The 18,518-nt window shown below is 71.0% G+C and carries 13 protein-coding genes; 3 read left to right on the top strand and 10 right to left on the bottom strand.

The genetic code is table 11. From position 1 onward, the window contains the following. Positions 1–303: 303 nt before the first annotated feature. The 9 genes from ACZ5AJ_RS15665 to ACZ5AJ_RS15625 all read right to left on the bottom strand — a co-directional run bounded on the left by ACZ5AJ_RS15665 (position 304) and on the right by ACZ5AJ_RS15625 (position 10,083). Positions 304–1,329 carry an acetylxylan esterase gene (locus ACZ5AJ_RS15665; protein WP_464135971.1) on the bottom strand — a complete coding sequence of 342 codons (1,026 nt, stop codon included), beginning with the start codon at positions 1,327–1,329 and terminating at the stop codon, positions 304–306. Further along, positions 1,326–1,514, bottom strand: a complete 189-nt coding sequence (locus ACZ5AJ_RS15660) for a hypothetical protein (protein WP_464135970.1) — start codon at positions 1,512–1,514, stop codon at positions 1,326–1,328. Before ACZ5AJ_RS15660 ends, ACZ5AJ_RS15665 begins: the two co-directional genes overlap by 4 nt. Positions 1,515–1,678: 164 nt before the next feature. Next, positions 1,679–3,268, bottom strand: a complete 1,590-nt coding sequence (locus ACZ5AJ_RS15655; protein WP_464135969.1) for a pectate lyase family protein — start codon at positions 3,266–3,268, stop codon at positions 1,679–1,681. A 211-nt stretch (positions 3,269–3,479) separates the two neighbouring features. Next, positions 3,480–4,532 (bottom strand): carbohydrate ABC transporter permease, encoded by a 1,053-nt coding sequence (locus ACZ5AJ_RS15650; protein ID WP_464135968.1) that lies wholly within the window; start codon positions 4,530–4,532, stop codon positions 3,480–3,482. Next, the gene (locus ACZ5AJ_RS15645; protein WP_464135967.1) at positions 4,529–5,041 is read right to left on the bottom strand and encodes a hypothetical protein; all 513 of its coding nucleotides are present in this window, start codon (positions 5,039–5,041) and stop codon (positions 4,529–4,531) included. Before ACZ5AJ_RS15645 ends, ACZ5AJ_RS15650 begins: the two co-directional genes overlap by 4 nt. Further along, complete coding sequence (locus tag ACZ5AJ_RS15640) at positions 5,025–6,482, bottom strand: glycoside hydrolase family 28 protein (protein ID WP_464135965.1); 1,458 nt, start codon at positions 6,480–6,482, stop codon at positions 5,025–5,027. Before ACZ5AJ_RS15640 ends, ACZ5AJ_RS15645 begins: the two co-directional genes overlap by 17 nt. Before the next feature lie 130 nt (positions 6,483–6,612). Next, complete coding sequence (locus ACZ5AJ_RS15635; RefSeq protein ID WP_464135964.1) at positions 6,613–8,112, bottom strand: extracellular solute-binding protein; 1,500 nt, start codon at positions 8,110–8,112, stop codon at positions 6,613–6,615. Positions 8,113–8,200: 88 nt separating this feature from the next. Further along, a complete protein-coding gene (locus ACZ5AJ_RS15630; protein ID WP_464135963.1) occupies positions 8,201–9,028 on the bottom strand; it encodes a YesL family protein in 828 nt (275 codons plus the stop codon). 65 nt (positions 9,029–9,093) lie between these two features. After that, positions 9,094–10,083, bottom strand: coding sequence for an ABC transporter permease (locus tag ACZ5AJ_RS15625; RefSeq protein WP_464135962.1), 990 nt, complete (start codon positions 10,081–10,083; stop codon positions 9,094–9,096). Positions 10,084–10,573: 490 nt separating this feature from the next. On the opposite strand from ACZ5AJ_RS15625, the gene ACZ5AJ_RS15620 reads away from it, so the two are divergent. Together ACZ5AJ_RS15620 and ACZ5AJ_RS15615 are read left to right on the top strand one after the other, a co-directional pair. Beyond that, entirely contained in the window at positions 10,574–12,133 is a 1,560-nt protein-coding gene (locus tag ACZ5AJ_RS15620; RefSeq protein ID WP_464135961.1) for a glycoside hydrolase family 43 protein, read from the top strand. Further along, positions 12,133–14,154: a DUF6807 family protein gene (locus tag ACZ5AJ_RS15615; RefSeq protein ID WP_464135960.1), complete on the top strand. Its 2,022-nt coding sequence runs from the start codon at positions 12,133–12,135 to the stop codon at positions 14,152–14,154. Before ACZ5AJ_RS15620 ends, ACZ5AJ_RS15615 begins: the two co-directional genes overlap by 1 nt. 106 nt (positions 14,155–14,260) lie before the next feature. On the opposite strand, the gene ACZ5AJ_RS15610 is transcribed toward ACZ5AJ_RS15615, so the two are convergent. After that, the gene (locus tag ACZ5AJ_RS15610) at positions 14,261–15,118 is read right to left on the bottom strand and encodes a sugar phosphate isomerase/epimerase family protein (RefSeq protein WP_464135959.1); all 858 of its coding nucleotides are present in this window, start codon (positions 15,116–15,118) and stop codon (positions 14,261–14,263) included. An 877-nt stretch (positions 15,119–15,995) separates the two neighbouring features. On the opposite strand from ACZ5AJ_RS15610, the gene ACZ5AJ_RS15605 reads away from it, so the two are divergent. Then, positions 15,996–18,443, top strand: a complete 2,448-nt coding sequence (locus ACZ5AJ_RS15605; RefSeq protein WP_464135958.1) for an alpha-L-rhamnosidase — start codon at positions 15,996–15,998, stop codon at positions 18,441–18,443. Positions 18,444–18,518 lie beyond the last annotated feature (75 nt).

Raw genomic sequence — 18,518 nt, 5'->3', positions numbered from 1 at the left:
GCAACCAGCTCGGCGGCTCGTGCAGCCGTCCGCTCGTCCGTCATCGTGCGCCTCCGGTCCCGTCGTCCGCCGTCTCCCTCGAGGCGGCACCGATCCCAGGACCGGCCGCGCCGAGGGCCTCAGGACAAGGAGCATGTGCCAGAGACCGGCATTTTGGCAAGGCGCCCAGTTCATAATTCGGAACGGTGTGGCGACGGCCACCCTCCGGCAGGCCCGACATCCCCAGGCCCGACGTCCCCAGGCCCGACGTTCCCGGGCTCGACGCCCCCGGGCCCGACGATGGGCCGTTCAGGCCATCGCGTCTCAGGCCATCGCGTCGGCGAGCAGGCGCACGGACTCGTCGCCGACGAACCGGTGCCCCTCGCCGGTCACCACGAGCTGGGCGTGGCCGAGCGGGTCGATCTGCGCGAACGACTCGCGGGTTGCGGCGATGGGGAAGATCGGGTCCCTCTCCCCCGCTTCGAGCACGAGCGCCCGCGGAGCGACGAGCGCAGCGATGTCCGCCATCTCGAGGGCTCCAGCACCGGCGGCCGCGCCGGCACCGTCGGCGCCCTGCGCGTCGAGGAGCCCGGGGATGATGTTGCAGGGGCAGTGCCGGATGGAGCAGATGCTCGCCGCGAACGACGAGAAGTAGGTCGCGACCAGGGCTCCTGCGATCGACTCGTCGGTCGCTGCGAGGAGAAGGGAGACGGCGCCGCCGCCGGAGCCGCCGGCGACGGCGATCCGCGAGGGATCGATGCCGTCGAGGGCCCGCAGGGCCGAGGCCGCGAGGCGGGCGTCGGCGACACGCGCACCCATCACGGGTCGGCCGTGCAGCAGATGGCGGGCGGCGTCGATGCCGCAGGAGTTCTCGCCGTCCTCATAGGGGGCGGCGCCCTCGGGGCGGGGGACGCGGCGTCGGCCGAAGGAGATCATCTCCGGGCACAGCACCGTGAACCCGGCGGCAGCGAGCGAGTGCGCGAGGCCGCCGTGGTAGTCGTCGGCCGGGTCGGTGCGCACGAGGTCGTCGATGCCGCGACCGTGACCGGCGATCAGCACGACCCCGGCACCGATGTCGTCCTGGGGCGCGGGGCGCAGCAGGAGCGCCGGGATGTCCTGCGCCGGATCGTCGGCCGCGCCGGCGGGCCGGACGCCGACGAGGGCGGGCGCTCCGGCGCCGGTCCGGCGGCCGACGGACATGCCAGAGCCGACGGGTGCTCCGTCAGGTCCGACGACGATCGCCTCGGCGCGTCCTGAATGGCCGGGCCCGAGAGCCAGGAGCTCACGCAGGCGGGCGCGGTCCGTCTCCGGTGTCCGCGCCCGCCCGTCGTCGGCCGTCCTCGTCGTCACAGACCGCTGTCCTCGACGACATCGTCGCCGCGGAGAGATCCCGCGTCGAGGGCGGAGGCGGGACCACTCCCGCTGCCGATGCTCCGAGTCGAGACAGCAGGCCCGCTGCCGCTGCCGATCCCGGCGGCGAGGACTGCGGTGCCGGCGAAGAACCCGAAGGCGAGGGCGAGACCGCGACGGGTCACGCCGGACTGTCGGGCTCCGGGCGCCCGGGCGTCGGACTCGGGGGCATCCGGCTGTGGACGTCCGGAGTGCGGAGCCTCCGGCTGTGCGATCTGGGGTCGTGGAGCGCCTGATCGCCGGGCGCCTGATCGTGGGGCATCGGGTCGGGGGTTCCGGTGGGTGCTCATCAGCAGTCCTCCTCGATCTGCTCAGGAGCTTCACCGTACTGGGGTCCCGCCCAGGAGCCGACGGTCTCGGCGACGTCCTCCGCATCGTCGACGCGGGCGCGCAGGGTCGGCTGCCAGCTGTCGTCCTCGGTGAGCTGGGCGTCCTCCGGAGCGAGGGCGTTGTAGGCCTCGCGCAGGTCGACCTCCTCGCCGTCGACCAGATTGCCCTCGGTGCGCACCGTCGTGCCCTTCAGGACGGAGAGGATCTGTCCGGCGCCGACGGCACCGCCGGTGTCGAAGGCGTTGGCCTCGGCCCAGACGTGCGAGTCGTAGCCGATGCCGAGGGAGTACCCGTAGGCGACCGTCTGGTCCTCGCTGATCACGTAGTGGTTGTTGTAGACGTCGACCTGTCCGAAGCGCACGCGCGGGGCCCGCTGCCCGACGCCCTCGTAGAGGTTGTGATGGAAGGTCACGCGCAGCGTCCCGGGATCGCCCCGCTCCGGATCGTCGGTGGAGCCGACGAGGGTGAGCTTGTCGTGGTCGCTGAAGCTGTTCCAGCTGACCGTGACGAGATCGGAGGCGTTGGTGACGTCCAGGGCGCCGTCATGGCGCTGATAGGTGCGACCGAAGTGCTCGGGCAGCTGGTCGTCGGTCATGGGCTGGTCGGTGAAGGCGTTGTGGTCGATCCAGACGTTCGTCGAGCCGTCGACGATGCGCACGCTGTCGTACTCGCTGTTCCAGTTGCCCAGGTCGCCGTCGGTCGGGTCCCAGGCCGGGAAGCAGTCATAGGTGTCGGCGAGCGTCAGGTTGCGGACGATCACGTTCTCGACGCCGCTGACGGACAGGCTCGCCCCGGTCAGCCCGGCTCCCTCCTCGGCACCGATCAGGGTGGTGTTCGAGGGGACGACGATCTTCACCAGCGCGGCCTGCTTCGCGGCCGCCGCGGCACGGGCCTCCTCCTGCTCGCCCGACGGCTCCTCGTCCCAGCCCCACACCTCGGGGTCGTAGGCGGCGAGGTACTCCTCGAGGTCGTACCCGGTGCCCTCGGCGATCTCCTCGCAGGAGATCTCCTGGCCCTCATCGTCGGCGTTGACGGGGATGGTGCCGTGGACGCGGATGATCGAGGGCGCGTCTCCGGCGTCGGCGAGCGCGTCGACCAGCTCGGAGCGGGTCGAGACGTCGTAGACGTGCTCCTCGGTCGCCGCCGCGCCGCCGGTGGTGCCGTCGCCCGCGCTGGCCCAGCCGTCGTCCTCGCCGAGCACCTGACGGTCGCTGATCGCAGCCCGGCCCTGGTCGCCCTGGCCAGGACCATGCCCATGCCCCTGGCCGTGGCCGTGGCCGTTCCCGTGGCCATGTCCGTTCCCGTGGCCGTGCCCCTGGCTCTGTCCGGAGCCGTGGCCGCCCGCCTGACCGTTCCCGTGGCCGGGTGCTGCGGTCGCCATGGTCGGCACGGCGAGCAGGAGCGCGGCGGCCGCCGCGGCGAGGGAGCGGGCGACGCGCCGCCGTCGGACGGGGCTGCCGGATGCCGTGGAGCGGAATGCGGTGGATCGGAGGGAGGTGGTGGGGGATGAGTCGGTGCGGGTGGATGCGGTGCGGGGATGGGAGGTCATCGTCGTCCTCTGCTTCCGTCGGGGGAGATGTCGCAGATGTCGTAGCTGGGATGGTCGGGGGCGGCTCTCGGTCATGCTGTGTCCGCAGTGAGGGAACCCGGAACCTGCGCTTCCCTGCACTTGGCCCCATCTGTAGGCATGTGCAGGAGGCTCCAGGCAGCTCAGCCCGTGCAGTGCTGGACGTGTCGTCGCTGCGCCCGGTCTCCCGGGATCATCCCTTCACCGAGCCGATCATGGCGCCCTTGACGAAGTAGCGCTGGACGAAGGGGTAGACGGCGAGCATGGGGAGGGTCGCCACGGCGATCACGGCCATCTTCACCGACTGCGCCGGCGGGACCACGTCCACCGCGGTGGCGTCGGCGTTCATGCCGGAGGAGACGACGACGACCTGGCGCAGGAGCACCTGGATGGGCCACTTCTCCGAGTCGTTGATGTAGAGCACGGCACCCATGTAGGTGTTCCAGTAGGTCACCGCATAGAACAGGCCGATGGTCGCGATGGAGGCCATCGACAGCGGCAGCACGATCCGCAGGAACACGCCCAGCTCGGAGCAGCCGTCGATGCGGGCGGCCTCCTCGAGGCTGTCGGGGATCCCGGCGAAGAAGTTCCGCATGATCACGAAGTTGAACGCGTTCACCGTGACCGGGAGGATCAGCGACCACAGGGAGTCCAGCAGGCCCAGCTTCGAGACCACGATGAAGGTGGGGATCATGCCGCCGGAGAACAGCATCGTGAACACGACCAGGAAGTTCATGATCCGTCGGCCCAGCAGGTACGGCTTGGCGAGGGCGTAGGCCATCAGCGCGGTCACCACGAGGCTCAGCAGCGTGCCGATCACGGTCACGAAGACCGACACCCCGAGGGCGCGGAAGATCGTGGGCGTGGAGAGGATGTAGCGGTAGGCGGCGAGCGTGAACTCCCGCGGGATCAGCAGGAAGTTCCGCGTGGCCAGCTCGCCGGGGGTCGCGAACGAGCTGCCGATCACGTGGATGAACGGCACCAGGCAGATCAGCGCGAACCCGGTCAGGATGATCCCGTTGACCAGCGCGAAGATCTTCTCCCCGGTGCTGCGGGGACGGCCCTTGGGCTTCGGGGCGCCGACGAGGCGGCTCGGGCGCCCGTCGGGCTCGCCGCCGGGGGCCGACGGCTCGGCGGCGACGACGTCGCTGAGGTCGGCGACCGGGGCGGTGCTCCGCACAGCGCTCGGGACGGCGCTCGGGACGGCGCTCGCGGCGCCGCCCGCGGGGACGGGGGTGGTGGTCATCGGGTGCTCCCCTCGGAGGCGGGACGTCGCACGGCGTACAGGCCGGCGGCGACGAAGAACAGGAACGCGATCGGGTACAGCACCAGCTGGCTCCCGACCAGGCAGACGAGCCCGGCGGCGAGGAACCACCAGCCGGGGCTGCGGCGCTCGGGCCGCAGCCGGGTCTGGGCGATGCCTGCGGCGCACAGCGCGAGCATCACCACGAAGGAGACCCCGAACCAGGCTCCGAGGGTGCGCGCGGCCTCGTGGGCGGCGGCGACGTCGGCCCCGGATCCCTCGGCGAACAGGGAGGGCATGACGACGTCGACGAAGGTCGCCTCGTCGAGCTGGTTGATCACGAGCGCGAAGCCGCCCATGACGATGAGCGCGATCACGAGGCCGACGACGACCACGATCTGCTCAGCGGTGCGGCGGATCCTCGGGGCGCGCCCAGCGCCGGCCGCAGGGTCGGGCCGTCCCGCGGCCCCGGAGCGCCTGCCGACGGCGCGGCGGTCAGCGAGCATCGCCATGACCCCTCCTCGCCTCAGCGTCCGTCGCGCCGGTCCCGGCCGTCGCGCTCGTCCCGCCCGTCGCGCTCGTCCCGCCCGTCGTGCGGGCGCCGACGGCCCGGACGTCGGCCTCGAGGTCCTCGCAGCCGATCGCGGTGAGGACCTCGCCGTCGGCTCCGCGGATCCGCACCCGGCGCAGCTCGGCGCCGCGGGCGTAGCCGATCCGCAGGCCCTCGCGGGCGACGGGCTCGATGCCCGCGGCCATCTCGGGCGTCCCGGGCTCGGGGTCCTCGGCGAAGACGATGTCGAGGTCGTCGATCGAGAGGTCCTCGACGGGCGCCTCGGGCAGTCCGAAGAGGTGGCCGGCGCTCGCGCGCACCCCGGTGGCGGTGACCTGGGAGATGCGCAGGCCGCGGAAGCGGGGCGTGCCCTCGTCGACGGGGAGCGCGCTGCGGTCGCCGACGCGGGGCAGCTTCCCGTCGAGCCCGCAGAAGTAGAACGAGTTCAGGGTGATGGGGCACAGCACGTCCTCCATCACCACGGTGGACACGCGCACATGCTCGACGAGGCCGCCGCGGCCGCGACGGGTCTTCATGCGGATGCCGCGATCGGTGCCCTGGAAGACGCAGGTGGAGATCGCGACGTTGCGCACGCCGCCGGCCATCTCGGAGCCGATCACGACCCCGCCGTGGCCGTGGACCATCGTGCAGTTGGTGATGACGATGTTCTCGCAGGGCACGCGCTCGGCGGTGCCCTCCGTGCCGGCCTTGATGGCGATGCAGTCGTCGCCGACGTCGATGTGGCAGTCGGAGATGTGCACGTTGCGGCAGGACTCGGGGTCGATGCCGTCGGTGTTCGGGGAGTCCGCGGGGTTCAGGATCCGCAGGTTGGAGACGGTGACCGTGTCGCACAGCGCCGGGTGGACGGTCCAGGCCGGGGAGTTGCGCAGGTGCACGTCGCGGAGGGTGACGCGCTCGCAGCCGTGCAGGCCGATCAGGGTCGGGCGAGGTGCGGCGAGCTCCTCGCGGCGCTCGCGGAAGGTCTCCCACCATCGGGCGCCGCCGCCGTCGATCGTGCCCAGGCCCGTGATCGCGACGTCGGTCTCGCCCGCGGCGTACAGGCACGGCGAGTGGACGGGCTCGAGCACGCCCTCCCAGCGGGCCTCGACGATCGGGTACAGCGCGGGGTCGGCGACGAACTGGAGGAGGGCGCCGGGCTCGAGGTGCAGCTCGATGTGCGAGCGCAGGCGCAGCGCCCCGGTGCGATGCACTCCCGCGGGCACGCTCACCCGTCCGCCGCCCCGGGCGGCGGCCTCGTCGATCGCCCGCTGGAGGCGTGCGGTGGCGAGCTCCCCGCCGGGTGCGGCGAGATCCGCCGGGTCCGCGGGAACCGCGGGGTCGACAGGGGCGACGGGGTCGACGGCTCCGGGGGTGCCGGTGCTCTGCTGGTCGGTGAGGGTCACGGGGAGCCTTTCACGAGATGCTGCTGGTGCCCGGGCGAGGGGAGCGCCGTGGACGGGGCGACGCGTGAGGGTGCGTGCTGAGGAACGGGAGGGTGCGGGCGGGGCCCGGAGGAGGGCCCCGCCCGGGCCGTCAGTTCGCGGCCTCGTACGCCTCGGTGTACTCGGCGATGATGTCGTCCAGGCCCTGACCGCGGATCGACTCGATGGTCGCCTCGAAGTCGCTCATCGAGGTCTGCCCGACCATGTACGTGTTGTAGGCGTCGTTGACGATCTGCTCGAGTGACGCCCACTGGCTGTCATAGGTCGCGGAGGTCAGCGACTGGGCGGGGTTGACGACCGCGTACTCGTCGTTCTCGGCCATCAGCTCGTTGGCGAGGTTGGTGTACTCGTTGGTCGACTTGTAGATCACGACGTTGTCGGACGGCCGCGAGCTCGAGTAGGGCTGCACCTCCTGCTCCCACAGGGTCTGGTCGATGATGTTGACGACCCCGTCGTCGTCGACCTCGTAATGGGTGCCCTCGATGCCGTTGGTCATGAGGTTGAAGGCCTCCTCGTCCAGGAGCTTGTCGATGAACGTCAGGCCCCGCAGGACGTCCTCCTCCTCCTTCAGGGTCTGCGTGTTGAACGCCAGCAGCCCGCCCATGCCGCCGTTGGTGTCCGAGATGATGCGACGCGGCACATCGCCCCAGGTGATGTCGTTGATCAGCGCCCATTCGACACCGGAGTCGGGGTTGATCTCGTCGGCGAGTGCCATGTAGTTCTTCGCCTCGAACAGGCCGGTGACGACGATGCCGCCCTTGTCCTGCGCGATCGCCTGCTGCTGGTTCTGCTTCTGGACGGTGACGAACTCCTGGTTCACTCCGCCGAACTCGAAGACCCCGCGGTACCACTCCATCGCCTCCTTCCACGCATCGGTGGTGAAGGCGGGGACGATCTTCCCCTCGGAGCTCAGCTCGAACTTGTCCGGGGCGCCGAAGTAGCCGGCGAGGGAGCGGAAGCCCACCGCGAAGGACTCCTGGCGGTCGATGAACCCGGTGACGCTCGCGCCGGTGCCCGTCGGATCGCCCTCGGTGAAGGCCCGGGCGACCTCGCCGAGCTCCTCGACGGTGTGGGGGACGTCCAGGCCCAGGTTGTCCAGCCAGTCCTGGCGCACGAGCACGCCGTAGCGGGCCAGCGGCTTCTGGAACGGCACCCCGTACAGGACGCCGTCCAGGCGGGCGGCGTCGACGGTCTTGGGGTTGATCGCCGCGAGGTTCGTGAAGTCCGACAGGTACTGCTCGACATCCCAGAACAGGCCCGACTGCAGCGGCTGGCGCACCGCCGCCATGCTCTGGTTCAGCACGTTGATGTCGGAGAGGTTGTTGGACGCCAGCGCCGCGGTGATCTTCTCCTCCTTCGAGGCGTCCGGGACCCAGGTGATGTCGAACTCCTGGCCGGTGTGCTCGGCGAGCGCTGTGGCGATGGGCCCCGAGGCGTCGGGGGTGGTGGGCGTGTGGAGCATGGTCATCCAGCTCAGGGCACCGCCGGAGCTGCCGGAGCCGGAGTCGGAGTCGGAGCCGCACGCGGACAGCGCGGCCGCGCCGACCGCTGCGAGCGGAAGGGACTTCAGGAGGGTTCTGCGCTGGATCATGCCGGGGACCTTTCGGTGAGGAGGACGGATGTCCTGAGGTGGTGGGCGACTCTGCGGGGGCGCCGACGCTGGCGACCCCGCCGCCCGGTCAGCTGACGGGTCGTCGGACGGGGACGGGGACGAAGGACGGCGGCGCCGCTGCGCCGTCGGCCGGTGGGAGGGCGGCTCCTGCGGAGCCGGAGGGGGCTTCGGAGCCGTCCGCCGGCTCGCGGCCGACGACGGACTCGCGGTCGAGGACGGACTCGCGGCCGAGGACGGACTCGCGGCCGGGGACGGACTCGGGGTCGTGGCCCGCTCCGGCCCTCGCATCGGCCACGGCGCCGTCGAGGTCGCGCAGCACACCGCGAAGGATCGCCGCGACGACGGCGAAGGGCAGCGCCGGGACGAGCAGCACGAGCAGGGGGACGGCGAACCGGGTCATCAGCCAGCAGGCGACGGCCACCCCGGTCGCCCCGAGGATCGTCCAGTGCAGGGAGCCGACGCCGAGGAGCAGGGCGCCCGAGAGCTGACGGCGGATGCCGCGGACATCAGTCGCAGCCATCACGAAGAAGACGTAGGAGCCGACGACCGCGAGGAGCACGAGCGCCCCCAGGTTCGCGGCCCGCAGGTACCAGTCGGTCAGGCTCATGAGGTTCACGGCGATGACGACGGCGGCGGCCTGCAGGATCACGCCCATGAGGATCGACCGCCCGGCCTGCTCGCGCGCATAGGCCCAGAAGGTCCTGGTCATGGCCGGGGTCTCGCCGTGGCGGAACCAGCGGTCGAGGTACTTGGCGAGTGCATAGCTGGCGGGGCCGATCCCCACCAGGACGAGCCCGCCGAGGGTCACGCCGATCCACAGCAGGTTCAGCATGATGAGCCGCCAGAAGCCGCCGAGCCAGCGGTTCAGCTGCGAGAACTGGTCGTAGGAGAACATCGGTCACCTCCTCGTGGCCGTGGGGGGTCCGGCGCAGTGCCGGGTCGGTCAGCAGCGGGGGCCGGTCAGTACACGCCCTCTTCGCCGAGCTTCTTGGCGACGGAGTTGGCGCCGATGACGAGGATCAGTCCGACGAGGCCCTTGAACAGGCCCACGGCGGTCGAGTAGCTCAGCTGCCCGTTCTGGATGCCGGCCGTGTACACGTAGGTGTCGAAGATCTCGCCGACCTCGCGGTTCATCGAGTTCAGCAGCAGGAACATGTGCTCGAAGCCCAGCTCCAGGAAGTCGCCGATCGAGAGGATGAACAGCACGATGATGGTGGGGCGGATCGCCGGCAGGGTGATGTGCCAGGTCTGGCGCCAGCGGTTCGCGCCGTCGATCTCGGCCGCCTCGTAGAGGTTCATGTCCACGGCGGTGAGCGCCGCGAGGTAGACGATCGTGCCCCAGCCGGCGGTGCGCCAGATGTGCTGGAAGACGTACATCGGTCGCAGCCAGTCGGGATCGGTGAGGAACCCGATGGGCTGCCCTCCCGCAGCGACGATGAGGTTGTTGATCGCACCGCCGTCGGTGGTGAGCATGACGTAGAAGATCGAGACGACGATGACCCACGACATGAAGTGCGGGATGTAGATGATCGTCTGGATGCTGCGCTGGAAGATGCGGCTGCGCAGCTCGTTCAGCAGCAGCGCGAGCACGATCGGCACCGGGAACGAGATCACCATCAGCAGCAGCGACAGCACCAGGGTGTTGCGCAGCAGCATGAAGAACGTGTCCTCGGTGAACAGGCGCACGAAGTGCTCGAAGCCCACCCATGGGCTGCCCAGGATCCCGAGGAACGGCTTGTAGTCCTGGAAGGCGATGATGAGGCCGCCCATGGGCACGTACTTGAAGACGAGGAAGTAGACCACGCCCGGCAGCACCATGAGATAGAGGGCTCGCAGGCGCCAGACCTGGGACCAGGTGGACCGCTTGCGCGGGGTGATGGTCGTGCCCGAGCCGGCACCCGCTGGCATCGCGGGCCCCGTCGCAGGGACGGTCGAAGGATCTGCCACCATCGGCGTTCCACGCTCCTCGTCGAGTGTCGGATCGCGGCTCCGACGGGCGGGGCGGACCAGACCTGATCAGATCGGACCGCTTCCGGGAAGCCCCTCCATCGGGGTCCCGCTCGCTCCGTGGGAAACCGATCAGAAACCGGTCTCACCGCGTGCCGACCAGTGTGCGGCCCGCCCTGCGGGCTGTCAACAGGATCGAGCGAGCACTTTCCTCCCGACGTGCTGACCTCCACGAGATGCACTCTGAATTCCCTGGTCATAGCGTGATCACAGAATGGTCTCGTCCCGTGACGCAGGGTCTCGAGGCGTGCTCGAGCTGCTTCTCGACCGCTCCGATGAGGTCTCTGCAGGGCCGCTCCCATCGCCTGATACTGTGGGCCGCCACACGGCGCGAGAAACCGATCTCCGCCCGGTTCCACGGCATCGTCGCCCGCCCCGCGCACATATCCGCGCACGCACATCGCACGCATCCGCACGCATCCCAGGAGTCCGCATGCACCGCCGCTCGAACCCCGTCCTCGACGCCGACTGGCCGGATCCCGACGCGATCCGCGTCGGCTCGGAGTTCTGGATGGCCGCCTCGAGCTTCAACCGCGCCCCGGGCCTGCCGATGCTGCGCTCCCGCGATCTCGTGGACTGGGAGCACGTCACCAACGCGCTGCCCGCACTGCCGCCGACCGATCACTATGCGCTCCCCCGCCGCGGCTCCGGAGTGTGGGCTCCGAGCATCCGCGAGCACGACGGCCGGTTCCACATCGTCTATCCCGATCCCGACCACGGCATCTTCGTCGTCAGCGCCGACGACCCCGCCGGCCCCTGGGAGGAGCCGCACCTGCTGCTGCCCGGCCGAGGCCTCATCGACCCCTGTCCGCTGTGGGACGACGACGGACGCACCTATCTCGTCCATGGCTGGGCCCGCTCACGCGCCCGGGTGAAGAACCGTCTGACGCTCATCGAGGTCACTCCCGACCTGCGGGAGCCGCTCGGGCCCGGCGAGATCATCATCGACGGCGCCGATCTCGAGGGCATGCTCACCCTCGAGGGCCCGAAGATCTACCGGATGCACGGCAGCTACTGGATCTGGGCGCCCGCCGGCGGCGTCACCGACGGCTACCAGGTCGTCTTCCGGGCCGACGACCTCCGCGGCCCCTGGGAGCACCGGATCGTCCTCGAGCGGGGGTCGACCGCCGTCAACGGACCCCATCAGGGTGCGCTCGTCGACGACGAGCACGGCGCCTGGTGGTTCCTGCACTTCCAGGACCGCGGGGTCTTCGGCCGCGTCACCCATGTCCAGCCCGTCCGCTTCGGCGAGGACGGCTGGCCGCGCGTCGGCGAGGCGATCGACGACCTGCGGGGTCAGCCCGTCGCCGTCGTCCCCGAGCTCGGAGCAGGGGCCGGGGCTGCGCCGACGGACGACTGCCGCGAGCCGCAGCGCTCCGACGCCTTCTCCTCCCCCGTCCTGCATCCGCGATGGCACTGGCAGGCGAACCCTCGCCCCGACTGGATCGACCTGCCCGGGGACGGATCCCTGCACCTCGGCTTCGCCGCATGCACGCGCGGCGACCTGCGCGATCTCGGTGCGGTCCTCGGCCAGCAGGTCCCCGGCACGCCCAGCCGCTGGACGACGACGCTGAGACTGGGCTCCTCGGAGCTTCCGTCGGCCGCCGAGCGCGCCGGGATCGTCGTGCTCGGACACTCCTACGCCTGGGCAGGACTGCGCCGCACCCCCGAGGGCATCGCCCTGGTCAGCGGCACCATGGGCACCGACGATGCCGACGAGGAGCTGGCCGTGCACCGTCCGCTCGCGGCCGACGGACCTGTGCGGGTGGAGCTCACTGCGGAGATCGACGCGACCGGCCGGGTGACCCTCATCGCCGACGGGCAGACGCTGCTGGCAGGCTGGCAGGCCACGGAGGGACACTGGATCGGAGCCGAGATCGGCCTGTTCGCCGCGGCGGACGGCCAGCTCGGAGCGCCCGTCGGACGGCGGCGGGCGACCTTCGGACCGGTCGAGGTCCGCCGAGCAGGAGTTCGGGAAGGAGCTGAGGTGTGATGCCCCGAGGCAGCGGAGGGCCCACCATCACCCAGGTCGCGGAGGCGGCCGGGGTGTCGCGGGCGACCGTCTCGCGCGTGCTCAACGGCCGCACGAGCGTCGATCCGACGATCGGCGAGCGCGTCCGCGAGGCCGCCCAGCGCCTCGACTACCGGCCCAACGTGACCGCCCGGAACCTCTCCATCGGACGCACCCTCACCGTCGCCCTCGTCGTCCCCGACCTCGGCAACCCGCTGTTCCAGACGATCCTGCGAGGCGTGGCGAAGGCCGCCGAGGCCGACGGCTACAGCGTGCTCGTCGCCGAGGCGGGCGAGCCCGAGCACGAGGCGCGGATCGCGCGCGACGCCCGTCAGCGCTGCGACGCCGTGGTGCTGGTGTCCCCGCGCATGAGCGAGGAGGACCTGAACTCCCTGGTCACACAGGTCGCGCCCGTGATCGTGGTGAACCGCCCCTGCTCGGTCCCGGGAGTCGCCACCGTCGGCGTGGACTATGCGCGAGGCATCCAGGAGCTCGCCGAGCACCTGCTCTCCTACGGCCACCGCGACTTCCTGTACGTCGCGGGTCCTCCGGGGAGCGTCGCCAACCATGCGCGCGTCGCGGCGCTCGGGGCGATGCGCGAGGCGAACCCCGAGATGCAGGTGCGCACCCTCCCTGCCGGATCGACCATGCGCGCCGGCTACAACGCCGCCGAGGCGGTCCTCGACTCGGGGGCGACCGCCGTCCTCGCCTTCAACGACCTCCTCGCCTTCGGGATCCTCGCCCGGCTGAACGAGTTCGGCGTGAGCGTCCCGCGGGACCTGTCCGTCACCGGCGTCGACGACATCGAGCTGGCCCGCTTCGCCGTGCCCTCGCTGACCACCGTCGGCCAGGGCGGCACGGACATCGGCGCGGTCGCCTGGTCGCTCCTCCATCAGCGGATCGCGCGCGGCCAGGGTCCGCAGAGCCTGCAGGGGCCCCAGGACAGCGTGCTCGTCGCCCCCACTCTCGTGATCGGGGACAGCACCGGGCGGGTGCCGCCCTCGCGGATCCCGATCCCGCAGCCCGCCTCGCCCTCCAGCGCCGCCTCCGCCCCCGCCAGCCCTTCCCACAGGCCCCTGGGCTGGGTGAAGGAGGGCGCCGACTGGACGCTCCTGCACGGTGGCGACATGCTCGCGGCCGCCGTCACCGGCGCGACCATGGCGCCGCTGCACAGCCCGCGTCCGCACCTGCACCCGGTGCGCACCCTGCAGGGCCGGGCCATGACGGTCACCAATCCGTTCGACCACCGTCACCACTTCGGGGTCTCCCTGACCGTCTCCGACGCCAACGGCACCACCTACTGGGGCGGACGCACCTACCTCGAGGGCCGCGGCTCCACCCTCCTGAACAACCATGGCCGACAGGAGGTGCAGGCGATCGACGCCGTCGGGGACGGTCATGAGCTGCGCTCGAGCATCCGCTGGATCTCCCACGACGGCATCGACCTGCTGCGCGAGCGCCGCCGCCAGAGCGCCTTCATCCTCCCCGTCCCGGGAGGCCCGACCGGATCGGGGAGCTCGACCGCACCGGAGGGCTGGGGTCTCGTCTGGTCCTCCCGCCTCCAGGCCGACGACGAGGACGTCCGCATCACCAGCCCCGCCGTCCGCGGACGCATGGGCGCCGGCTACGGCGGACTGTTCTGGCGCCTGCCCTCGACCGACGAGGCCCGCATCGTCGTCCCCGGCGGCACCGGCGAGGCCGCCGCCCATGGCTCGGAGCACCCCTTCGTCATCATCCAGCGCCGCCACGGCGACGCCTGGTCGAGCCTCGTGATGATCCAGGACGCCGCCGCACAGGGTCGCATCGACCCCTGGTTCGTGCGCTCGACGGACTACGTGGGCGTGGCGACCTCCCTGGCCTGGCAGCAGCCGCTGGACATCCCCCGCGGCACCTGGATCGACGTCGCCGTCACTGCGCTCGTCCTCGACCGCGCCATCGAGGCCGACGAGGTCCAGGCGCTCCTCCCCGGCCTGCCCGGCACCTCATCCCTCAGCACCGACTGACCCGGACCGGGCCGCGCCGGGCTCCGGGCTTCGGGCTTCGGGCTTCGGGCTTCGGGCTTCGGGCTTCGGCGACGTTCTCCTGGACGAGCCGTGCCCGGGGCCAGCCTCAGCGCGGGGCGATGACTTGCTCGAGCCGGTCGGAGACGTCGGCGAGGACCTCCGCGGTGCTCGCGCCTCCGTGATCCGAGAGGAACGGCTCCGCCTTCACCGGGCCCGAGCAGCCCGCAGCGTGCAGCGCCGACGTGAATCCTTCGAGGTCGATGACGCCGGTGTCCCACGGCAGACGCCGCTCGAGATCCTTCTGCTCATCGCGCTCCAGCCCCTGAGGCGCATCGTTGACGTCGACGGAGACGATGTCGGCGTCGGTGAGGCCCTCGAGATCGTCAGCGCTCTCTCCCGCGGTGTACCAGTGGAAGCTGTCGAGGATGAGCCCGACGTTCCCGCAGCCGCTCTCCGCGATCAGCTCGCGCATCTCCCGCAGCGAGTGGATGAAGGGGAACCTCTCGGTCGACCAGAAGGTCTTGGGTCCGATGTACTCGAGCCCCAGCCGCATCCCGGCGTCGGCGAGCAGCTGACCGACGAGCGCGACGCGCCCCAGGTGGAGGCGCCAGTTCTGCCGATGATCGAGCTCGTCATGCATCGGCCGCACCCAGGTGCCCACTCGGGTCACGCCCGCCGCGACCAGCGGCTCGAGGGCCGACGGGAGAGCGGCGAGGTCAGTCCGGAACTCCTCCGCCGACGCATCCAGTGCCAGCGGAAGCCCGGCGATCCCCCAGCTCAGGCCCCTTCCGTGCACCTCATCCGCGAGGTCGGCGACAGCTCTCGCCCCTCCCGCCGCGTGCAGGGCCGCGAGATGCCTGGCGTCGGGGTCGATGCCGCCGAACCCATGCTCCTGCGCGAGCTCGATCGCTGATGGAAAGTCGATGTCGAGTCCGAGCGCACCCACGGAGAGGTTCGAGAACATGCTCACGACCCTACGGACTCGCCGCCGGGCGCGGAAGGACTCCGACGAACTCCGCTTGCCCCGTCCCGCCACCACTCTTGCCTCGCCCCATCCCCGAACACCTCCGCCTCCAAGCTCCTCTTCACTCCTCACTCCGCTTCCGAGCTCGCCTTGCCTCACCTCGCCTCGAGCAGTGTCCGTCTACCACCGTTTCAGAGCCGTTCAAGCGGTGGTAGACGGACACTGCTCCTCCCGAGACCCGTCTTCTGGGGTCCCAACCCCCTAGGACGCAGAACTCTCAGGACGATTGGGGCGGGAAACGGCAAGAAGGGTCGGGAAGCGGCAACGAGGGGCGGGAAACAAACGGCAACGAGGGGCGGGAAACAAACGGCAACGAGGGGCGGGGAGGGTCATCGAACCCCAGATCCTCACGATCGGAGGCTCTTCTCGGGAGCAGTGTCCGTCTACCACCGTTTCAGAGCCGTTCAAGCGGTGGTAGACGGACACTGCTCCTCCGGGGATCCTGATCGCGGGGCAGGAATACTCCGAATGCCGTATTGATTCGTTTCAACCGGCCTGGCAGGCTGATGTCCATCACGACGACGCGGCGCGAAGACCGGCCCCCGTCATGAGGACCGGCCCAGTCATGAGGACCTGCCTCCGTCACGAAGGCGGGCATCCATGACGACAAGCTGGCCTCTGTCACGAAGGCTGGCCTCCGTGGCGAAGCACGAGGACACGCAGAGGCTGCTTCGTCGTCAGCCCAGCAGCCAGACCGCATCCCTCTCAGCGAACGGATCCGCATCCCATGTCTCCCTCCGAGACCGACACCGCACCCTCAGTAACCACCACGACCACGACCACGACCACGACCACGACCCCGACCCCGACCCCGACCATGGCAGATGCCCCTGCCGCCGGCTCCCCCTCCCCGGTCGGCTCCCCGGCCGTCTCCCCCGCCGACGCCCTCGCAGACGCTGTGATGATCTCCGCGGCGGACGACACCGGCCGGCTGCCGATCCTCGCGACGACCTTCTCCCTCGAGGAGGGCCACGGGCCGGTCGTCGCCGCCGAGCTGATCGCGACCGCACACGGCGTCTACCAGGCACGCCTGGATGGCGACCCCGTGCACGAGAGCCTCTTCGATCCGGGCTGGTCCGCCTATGAGCAGCGCCTGCAGGTGCAGCACCATCGCGTCGACGCGCTCGTGGGGCTCGAGCCCACGACCGGGGCAGGAGCAGGGGCCGACGATTCGCAGCCCGCGGCCGGGGCAAGGACCGGAACCGGAACCGGAGCGGAGGCGGAAGCAGGAACCGACGCCGATGCAGGGCGGCGCGGGCTGCATGAGCTGTCGGCGATCCTGGCTCCCGGATGGTGGCGCGGGAAGCTGGGATTCACCGAGGAGGGCGCGGACTACGGCGAGGACCTGGGTCTGCTCGCCGTCCTCGTGATCGAGTACGCCGACGGTCACCGACAGCGCGTGCGCACCGGCAGCGACTGGACCTCGACCTTCTCGCCGATCGGGTCGGCGCTGATCTACCACGGTCAGAGCGAGGACCGTCGGCTGCAGCCCGGGGAGCCGCAGCCGGTGCGCGAGGTCGACGTCGATCGCACGACGCTGGTCGAACGGGTCGGTCCGGCGGTGGTGCGGCACGAGGCGGTCCCGGTGCGGAGGGTGTGGTCCTCGCCGTCGGGCCGGACGCTGATCGATCTGGGACAGAACCTCGTGGGCTGGCTGCGCTTCACCGTCGTCGGACCGGAGGGCACGGAGATCACTATCCGCCATGCCGAGGTCCTCGAGGACGGGGAGCTCGGGACGCGGCCGCTGCGTCGGGCCCGTGCCACCGATCGGCTCGTGCTCGCGGGCGATCCCGGGGGCGAGCGGTTCGAACCGATCTTCACGTTCCACGGCTTCCGCTATGCGGAGGTCACGGGGTGGCCGGGCGAGCTGCGCGCGGAGGATCTGGAGGCGGTCGTCGTCCATAGCGACATGGCTCCGACCAGCGAGTTCGAGTGCTCCGAGCCGTTGGTGAACCAGCTGATCCGCAACTCGATCTGGGGCCAGAGGGGCAACTTCCTGGATGTGCCGACCGACTGTCCGCAGCGCGACGAGCGCCTCGGCTGGACGGGCGACATCGCGGCGTATGCGTCGTCGGCCGCCTTCCAGTTCGACGTCTCCGACTTCCTGCATTCGTGGCTGCTGGATCTGCGGGCGGAGACGGAGACCAACGGGGCGGTCCCCTTCGTCGTCCCCGATCTGCTGCGTCTTCAGGGGAAGAGGGCCGGGCCGACCTGCGTGTGGGGCGACGCCGCCTGCTGGGTGCCCGAGGCGCTGTGGAACGCGTACGGCGATCGGGGCCGCCTGGCCGAGCATTATCCGGGGATGGTCATGCACCTGGAGTCCGTCGAGCGGGTCCTCTCGCCGACGGGCCTGTGGGACACGGGCTTCCAGTTCGGCGACTGGCTGGACCCCGATGCACCGCCGGAGGACGCCGCCCGTGCCAAGGCCGACACGGGCGTCGTCGCGACCGCGTCGGCGATCCGCTCCGCACGCTTCGCCGCCAGGGCAGCCCGCGAGCTCGGCCGTACAGCCGACAGCGCAGCCGACTGCCCAGCCGACGACGCCCGATATGCGGACGACGCCGCCCGATGGGACGCGCTCGCGCGGCGCATGCACGAGGCGTTCCTCGCGCACTATGTCGACGAGGAGGGCCGGATCCTCTCGGACTGCACGACCGTCTATGCGCTCGCGATCGCCTTCGACTTCCTGGATCCCGCTCGTCGGGCATGGGCCGGGGACCGTCTGGCCGAGCTCGTGCGCGAGCGCGGGTATGTCGTGACCACGGGCTTCGCCGGCACCCCGTTCATCACCTGGGCGCTGTCGGAGACCGGCCACATCGAGGACGCCTATCGGCTGCTGCTCGAGCGCGAGTGCCCGTCCTGGCTGTACCCGATCACGATGGGCGCGACGACGATCTGGGAGCGCTGGGACTCGATGCTCCCCGACGGCTCGATCAACCCCGGTGAGATGACCAGCTTCAACCACTACGCCCTGGGCGCGGTCGCGGACTGGATCTACCAGGTCGTCCTCGGCATCCGCGCGGCCGAGCCGGGCTACCGCCGGGTCCGGATCCAGCCCGTGCCCGGCCCCGGGATCAGTTGGGCCCGGGGCGCGCACGAGTCCCCGCAGGGGTGCATCGAGGTCTCCTGGTCGGCCGACGGGGGCGCGGCGGGCGGCTTCCGCCTCTCGGCTCGCATCCCCGTCGGCGTCGAGGCCGACATCGTCCTGCCCGACGGCACCACCACCCAGGTGACGGGGACGGGCGAGCTCGAGAGGGTCGTCTGACGCCAACCGACGCCCGCGGGCCCCGTCGGCCGACCGACCCTGCCGACGGGCCGCCGGCCGACCAGCCCCGCCGTC

The organism is Brachybacterium zhongshanense, from assembly GCF_055385755.1.
The sequence above is the reverse complement of the archived record's forward strand: the minus strand, read 5'-3'. Positions and strand labels throughout refer to the sequence as shown.

Coding starts and splice junctions, on each gene's coding strand:
- ACZ5AJ_RS15655 (WP_464135969.1), bottom strand. CDS start 3,268: ATGACCTCCCATCCCCGCACCGCATCCACCCGCACCGACTCATCCCCC.
- ACZ5AJ_RS15650 (WP_464135968.1), bottom strand. CDS start 4,532: ATGACCACCACCCCCGTCCCCGCGGGCGGCGCCGCGAGCGCCGTCCCG.
- ACZ5AJ_RS15645 (WP_464135967.1), bottom strand. CDS start 5,041: ATGGCGATGCTCGCTGACCGCCGCGCCGTCGGCAGGCGCTCCGGGGCC.
- ACZ5AJ_RS15635 (WP_464135964.1), bottom strand. CDS start 8,112: ATGATCCAGCGCAGAACCCTCCTGAAGTCCCTTCCGCTCGCAGCGGTC.
- ACZ5AJ_RS15630 (WP_464135963.1), bottom strand. CDS start 9,028: ATGTTCTCCTACGACCAGTTCTCGCAGCTGAACCGCTGGCTCGGCGGC.
- ACZ5AJ_RS15625 (WP_464135962.1), bottom strand. CDS start 10,083: ATGGTGGCAGATCCTTCGACCGTCCCTGCGACGGGGCCCGCGATGCCA.
- ACZ5AJ_RS15620 (WP_464135961.1), top strand. CDS start 10,574: ATGCACCGCCGCTCGAACCCCGTCCTCGACGCCGACTGGCCGGATCCC.
- ACZ5AJ_RS15615 (WP_464135960.1), top strand. CDS start 12,133: ATGCCCCGAGGCAGCGGAGGGCCCACCATCACCCAGGTCGCGGAGGCG.
- ACZ5AJ_RS15610 (WP_464135959.1), bottom strand. CDS start 15,118: ATGTTCTCGAACCTCTCCGTGGGTGCGCTCGGACTCGACATCGACTTT.
- ACZ5AJ_RS15605 (WP_464135958.1), top strand. CDS start 15,996: ATGGCAGATGCCCCTGCCGCCGGCTCCCCCTCCCCGGTCGGCTCCCCG.